At 73.5% G+C, this 13044-nt stretch carries 13 protein-coding genes; 8 read left to right on the top strand and 5 right to left on the bottom strand.

Features of this window, described 5'->3' with window-relative positions; genetic code table 11:
• The first annotated feature begins 39 nt into the window (after window positions 1-39).
• Window positions 40-1233, top strand: coding sequence for an MFS transporter (locus BX266_RS33205; protein ID WP_099906008.1), 1194 nt, complete (start codon window positions 40-42; stop codon window positions 1231-1233).
• Window positions 1234-1414: 181 nt separating this feature from the next.
• On the opposite strand, the gene BX266_RS33200 is transcribed toward BX266_RS33205, so the two are convergent.
• Window positions 1415-1993, bottom strand: a complete 579-nt coding sequence (locus BX266_RS33200; RefSeq protein ID WP_310794823.1) for a class I SAM-dependent methyltransferase — start codon at window positions 1991-1993, stop codon at window positions 1415-1417.
• Window positions 1994-2225: 232 nt separating this feature from the next.
• Here BX266_RS33200 and BX266_RS33195 point away from each other — a divergent pair, with 232 nt between their 5' ends.
• Together BX266_RS33195 and BX266_RS41000 are read left to right on the top strand one after the other, a co-directional pair.
• Complete coding sequence (locus BX266_RS33195; RefSeq protein WP_099906006.1) at window positions 2226-3128, top strand: deoxyribonuclease IV; 903 nt, start codon at window positions 2226-2228, stop codon at window positions 3126-3128.
• A 49-nt stretch (window positions 3129-3177) separates the two neighbouring features.
• The gene (locus BX266_RS41000) at window positions 3178-4164 is read left to right on the top strand and encodes a TVP38/TMEM64 family protein (protein WP_310794822.1); all 987 of its coding nucleotides are present in this window, start codon (window positions 3178-3180) and stop codon (window positions 4162-4164) included.
• Between the two features lie 107 nt (window positions 4165-4271).
• Here the strand turns inward: BX266_RS41000 and BX266_RS33180 are convergent, their stop codons facing one another.
• Window positions 4272-4667 (bottom strand): DUF2568 domain-containing protein, encoded by a 396-nt coding sequence (locus tag BX266_RS33180; RefSeq protein WP_099906004.1) that lies wholly within the window; start codon window positions 4665-4667, stop codon window positions 4272-4274.
• A 177-nt stretch (window positions 4668-4844) separates the two neighbouring features.
• On the opposite strand from BX266_RS33180, the gene BX266_RS33175 reads away from it, so the two are divergent.
• The 4 genes from BX266_RS33175 to BX266_RS33160 all read left to right on the top strand — a co-directional run bounded on the left by BX266_RS33175 (window position 4845) and on the right by BX266_RS33160 (window position 8444).
• Window positions 4845-5372: a DinB family protein gene (locus tag BX266_RS33175; protein WP_099906002.1), complete on the top strand. Its 528-nt coding sequence runs from the start codon at window positions 4845-4847 to the stop codon at window positions 5370-5372.
• A 311-nt stretch (window positions 5373-5683) separates the two neighbouring features.
• On the top strand, window positions 5684-6079 hold the full coding sequence (locus tag BX266_RS33170) for a cell division protein SepF (protein WP_180290708.1): 396 nt from the start codon (window positions 5684-5686) through the stop codon (window positions 6077-6079).
• A gap of 160 nt (window positions 6080-6239) precedes the next feature.
• Window positions 6240-6794: a TetR/AcrR family transcriptional regulator gene (locus BX266_RS33165; RefSeq protein ID WP_220659699.1), complete on the top strand. Its 555-nt coding sequence runs from the start codon at window positions 6240-6242 to the stop codon at window positions 6792-6794.
• A 6-nt stretch (window positions 6795-6800) separates the two neighbouring features.
• Window positions 6801-8444, top strand: a complete 1644-nt coding sequence (locus tag BX266_RS33160; protein WP_099905998.1) for an MFS transporter — start codon at window positions 6801-6803, stop codon at window positions 8442-8444.
• 24 nt (window positions 8445-8468) lie between these two features.
• On the opposite strand, the gene BX266_RS33155 is transcribed toward BX266_RS33160, so the two are convergent.
• Window positions 8469-10181 carry an alpha/beta-hydrolase family protein gene (locus BX266_RS33155; RefSeq protein ID WP_218969293.1) on the bottom strand — a complete coding sequence of 571 codons (1713 nt, stop codon included), beginning with the start codon at window positions 10179-10181 and terminating at the stop codon, window positions 8469-8471.
• Window positions 10182-10423: 242 nt separating this feature from the next.
• Here BX266_RS33155 and BX266_RS33150 point away from each other — a divergent pair, with 242 nt between their 5' ends.
• Window positions 10424-11107, top strand: coding sequence for a hypothetical protein (locus BX266_RS33150; protein ID WP_099905990.1), 684 nt, complete (start codon window positions 10424-10426; stop codon window positions 11105-11107).
• Window positions 11108-11159: 52 nt separating this feature from the next.
• Here the strand turns inward: BX266_RS33150 and BX266_RS33145 are convergent, their stop codons facing one another.
• Together BX266_RS33145 and BX266_RS33140 are read right to left on the bottom strand one after the other, a co-directional pair.
• Window positions 11160-12695, bottom strand: a complete 1536-nt coding sequence (locus BX266_RS33145; RefSeq protein WP_099905985.1) for an oxidoreductase — start codon at window positions 12693-12695, stop codon at window positions 11160-11162.
• 56 nt (window positions 12696-12751) lie between these two features.
• Entirely contained in the window at window positions 12752-13027 is a 276-nt protein-coding gene (locus BX266_RS33140) for a hypothetical protein (RefSeq protein ID WP_099905982.1), read from the bottom strand.
• Window positions 13028-13044: the final 17 nt, after the last annotated feature.

Raw genomic sequence — 13044 nt, 5'->3', positions numbered from 1 at the left:
AGTTTATTGCCATCCGACCGACCCAAGGGGGAGCCCAGCATGGGCGAGACTCTGAAGGACGTCCAGCGCGCAAGGGTGAGCGTGGCGCTGGTCTTCGCCGTCCACGGTGCCGTCACCGGCACGTTCGTCACGCGCATCCCGTGGATCAAGGACCATCTCGATCTGAGTGCTGGTCAGCTCGGTGTCGCGCTGGTGTTCCCGGCGGTCGGCGCCTCCGTGGCGATGCCGCTGGCCGGCCGGATCGTGCACCGCTTCGGTGCCCGCGCGGCGCTCCAGGGCCTGCTGACGCTCTGGTGCCTGTCGCTGGCACTGCCGGCGCTCGCGCCGAACCTGGTGACGCTCTGCCTCTCGCTGTTCCTCTACGGCGCGACGGCCGGTATGTCGGACGTGGCGATGAACGCCCAGGGCGTCGAGGTCGAGGAGCGACTCGGCCGGTCGATCATGTCGGGCCTGCACGGCATGTGGAGCGTCGGTGGTCTGGTCGCCTCCGCGTTCGGCGTGCTGGCGGCCCATCAGCAGGTGGACGCCCGGGTGCAGTACGCGGTGACCGCCGCCGTACTGGTGGCGCTGGCCCAGGTGGTCACCCGCGGTGTGCTGGACGTCCGGCCGACCGCCGGCGAGGAGGCCCCGCCGCGGTTCGCGCTGCCGCCCAAGGAAGCGCTGGTGATCGGCCTGGTCGGGTTCTGCGCGGTGTTCGCCGAGGGCGCCTCGATGGACTGGAGCGGCGTCTACCTGCGCGACATCACGGGAGCCTCCGCCTCCACCGCCGCCGCATGCTTCACCGCCTTCGCCGCCACGATGGCCGCCGCCCGGCTGGCGGGTGACGCGGTGGTCCGCCGGCTCGGTCCGGTGCGCGCGGTCCGACTGAGCGGGCTGGTCGCCACGGCCGGCGGCCTGCTGGTGGTGTTCGCCAGCAGCCCGTACGTGGCCATCCCCGGCTTCGCCCTGATCGGCGTCGGCATCGCCGTGGTGGTGCCGCTCGCCTTCGCGGCCGCCGGCCGGGCGGGCACCAACCCGAGCCAGTCGATCGCCGGCGTGGCCACCATCACCTACACCTCGGGCCTGGTCGCCCCGGCGGTCGTCGGCGGCATCGCCCAGGCGAGCTCGCTGACGATCTCCTTCATCGTGGTCACCCTGCTGACGGCCGCACTGATCCCCTCGGCCGTGGCGATGCGCCACCGCAAGACGGTGGACGTCCCGGTCGCGTCCGGTTCCCTGGAACCCACACACTGACCGATGCCGCCGCGGCGGCACGAGCGCGGAGTCCGGACGCGCACAAGGGGCGCGGGAGAACACCTCCTCCCGCGCCCCTGCGCGCGTTCCGAGAGACAGCCGACCCGGTCAAGCCCCCGCCGTGAAGCCCCACCCACTCCGGTCCCGACTCAGATCCGATCCGATCCGTCAGTCCGATCCGTCAATCAACCCGGCGCTGGGTCACCCGCCACAGTCGACGCGGCAGTCCCCCCTCCTCGAAGGACTGGACCTGCGGTTCGGTCCAGCCTTCCGCGAGCCGCTCGACCAGCTCGCGAGAGAAGAAGTGCACCGCGAAGCCGCCGTGCTCCCAGATGTTGTCGCCGTGTCCGGTCCCGGCCTCGTAGTGCGCGTCACCGACGTGCCGCACGGTGTACACCAAGGCGCCGTCGGGGCGCAGCACCCGCCGGACCTCACCGAGCAACGCCACCAACTCGGCCGTCGACAGCGCCATGCAGAACAGCATGTGCGCGTACACCGAATCGACCGACCCGTCCGGCAGGCGCAGCGGCTCGCGGACGTCCTGCACCAGCGTGGCCACCGCCAGACCCTCGGCGGAGGCCCGGGCCGAGAGTTGCTCCAGGCCGACGGGGCTGAAGTCGGCGGCGGTCACGTCGAAGCCGCACCGGGCGAAGTGGAGCGCGTCGCGGCCGTGACCCGCGCCGAGTTCCAACACTCTCCCGCCGGGCCGGAAGACCCCCACGGCGTACCCGGCGGCCTCGGACGGCTGCTCACCGTACATGCCGGGTTGGCGGCGTACGTCCGTTCCCAGTGCTCGCGCTGGGACCGTGCCAGTGACTCGCCCATCCGTCCTCCACCTCATCCAGCCGGAAACCGCGAGACCGCGAGACCGCGATCCCACGAGACCACGAGGCCGCATACGTCGCCGAGCGACCCACAGCGGCCAGGTGGCCGGCGACCGTGCACCACCCCGCCGAACTGCGGTTCCATCCTGCCGTGCGATGCTTCCGGGCATGGATTCCGCCCCGCGCAACCCGATCGGCGCCCACGTCCCCGTCGCCGGCAAGGGCCTCGCGGGTACGGGGCTGGCCTACGCGGACAAGGTCGGCGCGGAGGTGGTGCAGGTGTTCGTCGCCAACCCGCGCGGGTGGGCGACTCCGGCCGGGAATCCGGCACACGACCTGGCGTTCCGGACCGCCTGCGTCGAGCGCGGCATCCCGGCGTACGTGCACGCGCCCTACCTGATCAACTTCGGCTCCGACTCGGCCGCCACGGTGGAGCGCTCCGGGGAGTCGCTGTCGCACTCACTCCACCGCTCGGCGGCGATCGGAGCACTGGGCACGGTGGTGCACACCGGGTCCGCGCTCTGCGGCACCCGGGCGGACGCGCTGGCCCAGGTGCGGGAGCAGGTCCTGCCGATCCTCGACGGCCTGGACCGGTACGGCGCGGCCGCCCCGTGGCTGCTCCTGGAACCGACGGCGGGTCAGGGCAGCTCGCTCTGCGCCCGGATGGAAGACCTCGCCGCCTACCTGGACGCGCTCGACCGCCACCCGCTGGTAGGCGTCTGCCTGGACACCTGTCACGCCTTCGCGGCCGGCCACGACCTGGCCGCACCGGCCGGGGTGGCAGAACTGTTCGACGCCCTGCACGCGGCGGTCGGCCCGGACCGGCTGCGGCTCATCCACGCCAACGACTCGCAGGACGTCGCGGGAGCCCGCAAGGACCGCCACGAGAACATCGGCGCAGGCCACATCGGCACACCCGCGTTCAAGGCCCTGCTCGCACACCCGGCCACCGCAGGCGTCCCGCTGATCATCGAGACCCCGGACGGCCGCCACGACCCGGCCCGCGTCGAGGGTGCCCGGCACGCCGCCGACATCGCCCTCCTCAAGCGCCTCCGCCCCTCCGCGCCCTGAGCCACCCACCGCCGCCGACCCCACAGCCACCGCCGGTTAAGCTCCCCGGGTGTCCGCCCCGCACCCGACCGCCGGTCCCTCCGATCCCACCGGCCGCACCCAAGCCCCCAACCTCCCGGGCCCCACCGAAGCCCCCGGCCCCACCGAATCCCCCGGCCCCACCGAAGCCCCCGAACCCGCCGAAGCCCCCGAACCCGCCGAAGCGCACCTTCTCGCCGACCCGCCTGGCCCCGCCGAACCCGCCGAAGCCCCCGAACCCGCCGAAGCGCCCCTTCTCGCCGACCCGCCTGGCCCCGCCGAGCCCACCGGTCCCACCGAACCCGCGGGCCCGCACGCCGCCGACCAGCACCCGAACGCCCCGCACCCTGACGCCCGCCCCTCCACCGCCGAGCACTCCGGGCCCGGCCACCGCCGCGCACTGCTGCGCCTCGGCGCCCTGGTGGCGGTGCTCGCCGCCGCCGCAGCCTCGCTCCTCCTCTGGGATCCGACGGCCGTGCTGTCCGCCGCGTCCGGTCCGTGGCGGATGCCGATCGCCCTGGCGGCGTACGCGTTCGGAACGGTGGCGTTCCTGCCCCGGCCGGCGCTCAACGCGGGGATCGGCCTGCTGTTCGGTTCGTTGTGGGGGGTGCCGCTGGCGGTCGCGGGGTCGGCGGTCGGCGCGGTGGTCGCGTTCGGCCTCGGCCGGTCGCTGGGGCGTGAGGCGCTGCGCCCGCTGGTGCGCGGCAAGGTGCTGACGGAGATCGACCGGAGGCTGTCCGAGCAGGGTTTCCGCAGCGTGCTGCTGGTCCGGCTGTTTCCGGGGGCACCGTTCCAGGCGGGCAACTTCGCGTGTGCCTTCTCGGGTGTCCGGTTCTGGCCCTACCTGGCGGGGACGGTGCTCGGCGTGGTGCCGACCACGGCCGCGTACGTGATCGCGGGCGCCAGCGCCGGGTCCCCCACCTCGCCCGCGTTCCTGGTCTCCGCCTCGGTGATCGCCGCCATGTGCGTGTTCAGCGCGGTGTCGCTCTGGCGGGCCCGCCCCAGCCCCTCGAACTGACGAACGGACCCTGCTCCCCGACGCCCCCGACCCCGCCCCCGCCCCGCCCCCGCCCCGCCCCCGCCACCCAACACGACCCGACGCTCCCCACCACCGCCACTTACCGCTTACCGCTCGATCGCGGGCGACCACTCCCCGAGCGACCGCAGCACGACGGTGTTGAGGACCATCAACACACCGAGCCCCGTCGCCCAGGCGCCATGGCCGGCCGCCGCAAGCAGGGCGACCGCCCCGCCCCAGATCAGCACCTGCACGCCGTACCAGGCCACCGCCGAGTCCCGCACGGGCCGTCGCGGCGCCGCGTACCGGCCCCACAGCACGATCGCGACCGCGACCAGTGCCGCCGCGATCAGGCCGCGCAGCACCGTCGGGCCGCTTCGCCACACCCCGTACCCGCCGACGGCCAGTGCCACCAGCGCGGCCAGCTCCAGCAGGAACCGGAGCGCCAACTGACTCCCCGTCATCACCTTGCGCAGGCCCCCCGCGCCGTCCGTGCCCGTCATCCCGCGCCCACCCCGCCCGTCCCCGTTCCCCGCCACACCCGCCACCCCCGCATGGCCCGCCGCACCCGCTCGGGCGGTTGGACAGTTGGACGGTTGGACGGTCGGCCCTTCCTACCACAGCAGGACCGGCCCGAAAACGGCTCGCCCACCCGCCTCGCCGTCCCCCACCATGTCCGCATGACGAACGAGGACTCCACCATCACCCGCACCAGCCCGCCCTTCGCCTCGGACGAGGCGACCATGCTCGGCGCCTGGCTCGACTTCCACCGCGCGACCCTCGCCATCAAGGTCGAGGGGTTGACGCCCGATCAGCTCCGCGAGCGTTCCTGTCCACCGTCCTCGCTCTCCCTGCTCGGCCTGGTGCGCCACATGGCGGAGGTGGAGCGCCACTGGTTCCGCCGGGTGCTGGCCGGGCAGGATCTCGGTCCGGCCGGTCGGTACTGGTCGGAGAAGCATCCGGACGGCGACTTCGACCTGGTGGACGACGCCGACCCGGTGGCCGACACGGCGGCCTGGGAGGAGGACGTGGCTTTCGCGCGCACCGCGGTTCAGGGCCTGTCGCTGGACACGGTCGGCAAGGGCAAGTGGCGGAACAACGAGGTGACGCTCCGTTGGATCCTGGTCCACATGATCGAGGAGTACGCCCGGCACAACGGGCACGCCGACCTGCTGCGGGAACGGATCGACGGCGCCACGGGCGAGTAGCGCGCCCCCGGGCGCCGACCCGCCACCCCGCTCCGAAGCCGTTACATGATTGTTGACACTCAGTCAACTAAGGTCTGATCGCCGCCGATAGGGTCGTCGCGCGCAACCGTTCACCGATCATGTGCGTCATAGCGGATGTCCGGAAAACCGCGGATTTTCCCCCACGCCACAACCCGTCCGGTGGGCGTAAGCGGGCACATCTGCGGTGATCAGTGCGATACTCGGACAGTTCCAACAAGTGGATGACGTGTCAAAACGACACGTCGTCCCCCCGGGGGACGAGTACGGAACGAGACAGGGAGGCGCGGCTAATGGGAGCACTTCGCGACGAGCACCACAACGGGTGGCTGATGCCTTCCGGAAGCTACCCGGCCGCGATGTACGAGGAACCGTGGGAGGGCGAGGACACGCTGCCGAGCGTCCAGATCGGCCCCTCCAAGATCGTCTCGCTGCGCCCGACCGGTTTCGAGGCGGCCCGCACCGTGGGCGAGCACATCCGCGCCGCGACCCCGGTGGTCATGGACCTCACCGAGATGGACGACGCCGAGGCCAAGCGCATGGTCGACTTCGCCTCCGGTCTGATCTTCGGCACCCGCGGCGGCATCGAGCGGATCGCCCGCCGGGTGTTCCTGCTCACCCCGGCGGACGTCGAGGTCATGGTCATCGACCGCCCGCTCGACGAGACCGGCTTCTACAACCAGAGCTGACCGCAGCCGACGCCCCGCCGCCCACGGCGACCCCAGCACCCCGAAGACCCCGTGCCCCCACCGGCCCGGGGTCTTCGTCATACCCGCCCCCAACCCCCCACCCTGATACCCCTGCCTCCAAAATGAGACATCAATGTCTCACTTGCGCTATGCTCTTCTCATGGCAACCGACCGCGACGCCGTCCTCGAGGCGGCCGTGGGCGTCCTCTCCCGGCGCCCGACCGCTCATCTCGACGAGATCGCCCGCGCCGCCGGCATCAGCCGTGCGACCCTGCACCGGATCTTCCCGGGGCGCGATGCCCTGATCCGCGAGGTGGGCGCCCTCGGCCTGCGCCGGTTCGCCGCCGCGCTCGAGACCGCGCGGGTGGAGGAGGGCAACGCCGAGGCCGCGCTGCGCCGGCTGGTGGATGCGGTGGTGCCGGATGCCGCGCTCTGCGCGTTCCTCGCCGGCGAGAACCAGCTGTACGACGACGAGGAGATCAACGACCTCTGGGAGCTCCAGGACGCCCGGGTCCGCGCACTGTTCCTGCGCGGTCAACAGGAAGGGGTGTTCCGCGTCGAGCTCTCGGCCGGCTGGCTCAGCGAGGCGTTCTTCGACCTGGTGGCCGGCATCGGTTGGGCCGTCCAGGAAGGCCGGCTCGCACCGCGCGAAAGCGCTTTCTCGCTCGCCGAGTTGTTTCTCGGCGGCGCTCTACGGAGATCTACGGAGATCTGATACACCATGAGTTCCACCCTCGTCGTCCGGTCCGGCCACCGCTGGACCGGTCTCGGCGTCCTCGTGCTCGCCGTCACCCTGGTGGCGGTGGACGCGACGGTGCTCTCCCTCGCGATCCCTTCGATCACCGAGACCCTCCGCCCGTCCGGCACCCAGCTGCTGTGGATCGGCGACGTCTACTCCTTCGTACTGGCCGGCCTGTTGGTGTCGATGGGTGCGCTCAGCGACCGGCTGGGCCGCAAGCGGGTTTTGCTGGCGGGCTCGGCGGCGTTCGGCGCGGCCTCGCTACTGGCGGCGTACGCGCCGACTCCGGGCTGGCTGATCATGGCTCGCGCGCTGCTGGGCGTGGCCGGCGCGACGATCATGCCGTCGACGCTGTCGCTGATCCGCACGCTGTTCCCGGACACCAGGGAGCGGGCCACCGCGATCGGCATCTGGGGTGCGGGCGCGGCCGCCGGTGCGGCGCTCGGCCCGCTGGTGGGCGGTGTGCTGCTGGAGCACTTCTGGTGGGGGTCGGTGTTCCTGCTGAACCTGCCGGTGATGGTGCTGCTGCTGGTCCTCGGCGCCTGGCTGCTGCCGGAGTCCCGTGACCCGCGGCCGGGCCGCTGGGACATGCTGAGCGTGCTGCTGTCGATGGCGGGTGTGATCGGCGTGGTGTTCGGCGTCAAGGAGTTCGCGGCGCACGGCGTGGAGCAGTGGACCACTCCGGTGGTGTTCGTGCTGGGTGCGGCGGCGCTGGTGCTGTTCGTGCGGCGTCAGCTGCGGCTGGAGACGCCGCTGCTGGAGGTCCGGCTGTTCCGGAACCCCCGCTTCACGGCGGCGGTGCTGTCCTCGCTGATCAGCCTGATCGGCCTGTCCGGTGTGATCTTCTTCATGTCGCAGTACCTCCAGCTGGTCCGCGGCTACTCTCCGCTGGACGCGGGCATCGCCGAGATGCCGGCCTTCGTCGGCTCGGTGGCGGGCGGTCTGCTGACGGCCCGCCTGGTCCGTCGGGCGGGAGCCCACCGGGTGCTGACGGCCAGTCTGTTCGTGATGGGCGCGGGCATCGGCGTGCTGGGCTTCGTCCGGGTGGACAGCACCTACCTGCTGCTCGGCTCCTCGTTCCTGGCGCTGGGCACCGCGGAGGGCGTGGTGTACACCCTCGCCTCGGACCTGGTGCTGGGCGCCGCCCCGGCCGACAAGACGGGCGCCGCCTCGGCGGTCTCGGAGACGGCGTACGAGTTGGGTGCGGCGCTGGGCATCGCGCTGGTCGGCTCGATCGTGACGGCCCTGTACGCGGGCTCGCTGGCCGTCCCGGTGGGCACCGATCCGGTGGTGGCCGAACAGGCGGGCCAGTCGCTGGGCGGCGCCCAGGAGGCGGCGGCCACCCTGCCGCAGGGCCTCGCGGAACAGTTGCTGAACAGTGCGAACACCGCGTTCGTGCACGGCATCACGGTTGCCGCGGGCGTGTCGGCGGCTCTGCTGCTGGCGGCCGCAGTCCTGGCCCACCGCCTGCTGCGGCGCACCGCCGGCAGCACCCCCGACGCCGCCAGCGCCAGCACCACCACCACTCCCGCCGTCGCCTGCACCGACAGCAGCACCAGCACCAGCGACGGCACCAGCACCGCCCCCGACGCCGACAGCCCCGCCCGGGCCCACGCCCACCGGTAGTCGGGGCCGCCCGGTGACGCCCCGTCAGGCGAGGCGGTCCGCCAGGTAGGCCACCAGTCGGTCGGTGTCCTGCGCGGTCCACCCGTCGGGCGGGGCGATCCGGGCCCACGCCTCGGCGGGCATCAGCCCGTAGCGGTGCCCGTGCCCCTCGGGCACCGCCTCGGAGGCGGCCAGGTCGCAGGTGACCTGCCAGAACGTCACCAGGGGGTACCAGCGCATGGTCGGCGAGACGTCGTAGGCGCGTTCGCCGTTCAGCCAGGCGGGTTCGCGCCAGATCAGGGTGGGCTCCCACCACACCACGGGATCGGTGCCGTTCTGCAGGTAGACCACCCGGGGGCGGCCCCACCCCGCGGCCGGGACCGCGAAGTCGCCGGGCCGCTGGGCGAACCGCACGGTCTGCCCGTCCTGGTAGAGGGGCCGCCAGACGGGGCTGCCGGGCTCCCGGTGGTCCGTCACCTCGGCGCGCAGCGGGTTGTCGGGGGTGGGTCCGACCAGCAGCGCGCCGCCGGTCTGCTCGGCCAGTTGGGGGACGCCGCCGGGGAAGGCGCGTTCGGTGGCGTAGGAGCCGAGGCTCTCGCCGGCGACCAGCAGGCGGGGGCGGTGGTCCGCGGGCAGCTGCGACCAGTGCGCGCGGACCGCGTCGTACAGCGCCCGCCCGGCGTCGGTGGCGTCGCCCTCGGTGAGGAAGGAGATCCAGCTCGGCAGGTACGAGTACTGGTAGGCGACCTCGGCGCTGTCGCCGCCGTACAGGTACTCGACGGGTTGGGCGATCCGCTCGTTGACCCAGCCGCTTCCGGTGGTGCCCAGCACCACCAGGACCTTGCGTTCGAATCCGCCGGCCCGCTCCAGTTCGGCGACCGCCCGCCCCGCGCGTTCCTTCAGTCCGGCACTGGTCCGGGCGCCCTCGGCGAAGCCGCTGCCGTCGCCCGACCGCAGTCCGACGTAGGCCCGCACCGGGTCCTGTGCGGGGTGGCCGGTGAAGGCGCTGATCTCGGCGGCCGTGGGGGCGCTGCCGACGAAGTCGCGGCCCTTGGCGCCGAGGCTGGCCCAGCTCTCGTACGAGTCGGGGCTGCCGGAGAGCGTGCTGCGGGTCGGCCGGACGATGCCGGGCGAGGTCGAACGGTCCGTCAGGGCGGCGCCGCGTTCGGCGAGGTCGAGCAGGCTGCGCAGCAGGAAGCCCTCGACGAAGCCGACCACCAGCACGGTGGCGAGCGCGGCGGCTCCGGCAGCGGCGGCCCAGCCGGGCACGGCGCGGCCGAGGATGCCGCGCACCCACCGGGTGCCGAGCCGCACGGCGCGGGCGGCCAGCACCAGCAGGGCGCCGAGCAGCAGGGCGATCGGCAGCACCAGGGCCCACTGCCACCAGCCGATCCGCGGGTCCATGCCGACGGCCCGCCGCAGGTCGCCCTGCCAGCGCACGCTCCACGCGGTGACCGTCAGCACCGCGCCGCCCCCGGCGACGGCGAGCAGCCACCATCCGGCCCGCCGCACCCGGTCCGGGGGCAGCAGCCGGCACTCCCGCGCGACGAAGCCGAAGAACGCCCCGAACCCGTACCCGAACAGGGCGGTGATCGCCCCGGCGGCGGCCTGCAGGTACCAGGGCCGGGGCAACAACGACGGGGTGAAGGACAGGCAGTAGCACACCACCGCGCCCACCAGCGCGCTCCAACTCGGCCACCGCCGTACGATCCGCGGCGCGGTCTCCTGCTCCCCTGCCGTGTCGACCTGCTCCCCCACTGTTCCGACCTCCTCGCACGGGTCCGCCCGCACTCGACCTGGCTGCATACGTATCTCGCGTGCACCGCCGCGGATCTGACGGACCGTCGGGCTCGCTCCAATGGCGCAGCGCCCCAATGGCTCAACGCCGCTGGCCAGGGGCCCGGGCGGGCTCGGACGATGGGAGCGTGGGCGCGGAGGCGGTCTGCCGGTTCCGCACGACCGAACGACCGAGTGACCGAGCGAGCGGAAGGTGCAGCGCGATGCGAGACGCGGAGCGGAACGGTTCGGACCGGAGGCCGGTGCGGCAGGGCCCGGTGGAGCGCCCGTCGCAGCCCGGCCCGAAGGGCGGGCGCGGCGCTCGGGTGGCGCTGGCGGCGGGCGCCGCGGCGGCGGGCCTCGCGGCGCTGGCGGCGTGCGGCGGCACCTCGGGCGAGAACCCGGTGCAGGCGGCGATGTCGACGTTCACGGTGGGACCGCCGGAGGTGACGAACTTCTCCGGCGAACCGGCCTCCCCGTTCGCGTCGGCGCACGAGTCGGCGCTGGCCTCGGTGTCGGCGGCGTCGGCCTCGGCGGAGGCCCGCGCCTCGGCGTTCGAGGCTTCGGCGAACGCCCAGCTGGCGGCTGGCCGGGAGAAGGCCAAGCAGGTGCTGGAGAACGTGCCGGACGCGGGCAACGCGATCACGGACGTGACGCTGACGGGTGTGCCGAACTCGGTGTCGGGCGATCTGACGGCGGCGGTGGTGACCATCACCAACAGCACCGCGGAGACCCGGAACTACGCGGTCCAGGTCGACTTCACCGACAACGCGGGCAAGACGGTGGACTCCACGGTGGTCGGCGTGGAGAACCTGGCGCCGGGCGCGACCGCCAACCCGGTGGCCTTCTCCCGGCAGGGCAAGGACGTGAACGTGATCCCGATCGTGGTGAAGGCCTACCGCTACTGACGCACCGCTGCTGAGGTCCCGTCAGCCCGGCCGCCGACCCCCACCCGCCCGCTCAGGTCCGGTTGAGCGCGCGGGTGACGCCGGCCACGGCGGCGGTGGTGAGCACCCAGCCGGCGGCGATCAGCAGGTAGCCGACGCCCTGCCGGTAGTCGGTCCAGTACCAGCCGGAACGCTGTCCGAAGCCGCCGATCGGCACCAGCAGGTCGAGGGTGTACACCAGCGGGTTGAACGGCGTGCCCTGCCCGGACGGGACGGGCCGCGGCCCGGTGCCGAACAGGGTGGTGCCGATGGCCGTGAGCACCAGCAGCCAGACGCCGGCCTGCCAGGGGCGGTAGCCGTAGCCGACGGTGGCGTCCAGCAGCCGCCCCCAGATCCGGCCGGGCAGCGCCAGGGTGCGCCGGCGGCGGCGCTGCCGGGCGAGCAGGACCCGGCGGGCGTCGTCGTCGTGGCCGATCTTCCGGTACCAGGTGGCGAGTTGCTCGTACGGCTGGGGGGCGTAGCCGGGAAGTGCGGCCAGCCAGGCGAGGCGGTGGGCGAGGCTGTTGGCGTCGCTCTCGGGGTGGATCGAGGTGTAGGTGAAGCCGTCGAGGCGGGTGTCGGCGGGCCAGCTGCGGGCGTGGTCGTGCAGCACGGTGACCTGCGCCTCCTGCAGGTCGACGGCGCCGACGGGGGTGGTCGCGGTGGTGAGCCGCAGTTCGCCGGCCCGCAGGCGCTGAGCGTCCAGTGCGACCTCCGCCCCGCCGCGGTCGCTGCGGTCGCCACGCCGGCCGCCGTCCAGGGTGGCGTCGTGCAGCGAGAGCCGGCTGCGGACGGTCGCGCCGGGCAGCCGGATCGGGCCGTGGGCGCGGAAGCCGTCGGCGAGCACCATGGTGCCGGTGCTGAGGTCCTCGCCGCTGAGCGCGTCGCCGCACGGGTTGTGCAGTTCGGCGCCCTCCAGGAACAGGCCGCCGCCGAGCTGGGCGCCGACCAGGCGCAGGCCGCCGCGCACCCGCAGGCCGTGCCGGCCGAACAGGCCGCCCTCCATGACCAGGCCGCCGGCCCACAGCGCCCACACGTCGCCGGCCGGCTGCGCCGCCGGGTCCTCGGGGTCGACGCCGACCAGTTCACGGGCGGTCAGTTGCACGCCCGACAGGCGCAGCTCGCCGGTGATGTGGGCGCGGGTGAGGGTGAGCCGGCCGTCGATGACGGAGTTCTCGAAGAACAGGTTGCCGTCCACCCGGAGCAGCCAGCCGTCCAGTCCGGGCAGCCAGCAGCCGACCAGGCCGGTCGAGCGCAGCTGGGCGCCGCGCAGCACCACCGGCCGGTCGAAGTGGCAGCCGTGCAGGTTGACGGCGTGCGGGACGGCCGTGTCGGCGAGGTCGAGGCGGCCGGTGATCCGCGCGCCGGTCAGTCGCAGGGCGCCGCTGCCGCCCGCGGTGAGCATCGCGTGCAGCGCCTCGGCGCGGACGGTGCGTTCGGCGCCCCAGGCCACCCCGTCCCGCGGGTCCTCCAGCTGCGCGCCGTCCGGCCGCAGGTCCACCGGGTCGCCGGCCGTGAAGCCGTCCCAGACCCGCTGTTCGATCTCGCTCAGTTCGGCGTACGCCAGCACTACCGCTCTCCCCGCCCCGTCGGTCAGCGCACAGCGTACCGGGGCGGCCGGAGCGGTCAGTTGACGGAGCGGAGGATGACGTCCTCGTAGTCCCAGGCGGGGTCGTCGGCGGCGACCGCGACGCTGTCGGCGGCCACCGCGGGTTCCTGTGCGGCGAGTTCCTCGAGTTCCTGGTCGAGGCGGTACTCCTCGCTGCGCTCCCGCTCGGTCCGGTAGTGGTCGGCGGAGGAGGGCTCGGCGGGGAGGTGGGGGGCCCGGCCGGCGCCGGTGGGGCGCAGTTCGGTCGGCGCGGCTTCGGTCTGCTCGGCGATACGTCCACTCTGCATGTCCATGGGTCCAGTGTGGTTCG

The sequence above is a fragment of the Streptomyces sp. TLI_171 genome (assembly GCF_003610255.1).
Lineage (GTDB): Bacteria > Actinomycetota > Actinomycetes > Streptomycetales > Streptomycetaceae > Kitasatospora.
This window is presented reverse-complemented; position numbering and strand designations above follow the sequence as displayed.

Bases quoted from the DNA above. Each gene is read 5' to 3' on its own strand.
- BX266_RS33205 (WP_099906008.1), top strand. From the start codon at position 40: ATGGGCGAGACTCTGAAGGACGTCCAGCGCGCAAGGGTGAGCGTGGCG.
- BX266_RS33200 (WP_310794823.1), bottom strand. From the start codon at position 1,993: ATGTACGGTGAGCAGCCGTCCGAGGCCGCCGGGTACGCCGTGGGGGTC.
- BX266_RS33195 (WP_099906006.1), top strand. From the start codon at position 2,226: ATGGATTCCGCCCCGCGCAACCCGATCGGCGCCCACGTCCCCGTCGCC.
- BX266_RS33180 (WP_099906004.1), bottom strand. From the start codon at position 4,667: ATGACGGGCACGGACGGCGCGGGGGGCCTGCGCAAGGTGATGACGGGG.
- BX266_RS33175 (WP_099906002.1), top strand. From the start codon at position 4,845: ATGACGAACGAGGACTCCACCATCACCCGCACCAGCCCGCCCTTCGCC.
- BX266_RS33170 (WP_180290708.1), top strand. From the start codon at position 5,684: ATGGGAGCACTTCGCGACGAGCACCACAACGGGTGGCTGATGCCTTCC.
- BX266_RS33165 (WP_220659699.1), top strand. From the start codon at position 6,240: ATGGCAACCGACCGCGACGCCGTCCTCGAGGCGGCCGTGGGCGTCCTC.
- BX266_RS33160 (WP_099905998.1), top strand. From the start codon at position 6,801: ATGAGTTCCACCCTCGTCGTCCGGTCCGGCCACCGCTGGACCGGTCTC.
- BX266_RS33150 (WP_099905990.1), top strand. From the start codon at position 10,424: ATGCGAGACGCGGAGCGGAACGGTTCGGACCGGAGGCCGGTGCGGCAG.
- BX266_RS33140 (WP_099905982.1), bottom strand. From the start codon at position 13,027: ATGGACATGCAGAGTGGACGTATCGCCGAGCAGACCGAAGCCGCGCCG.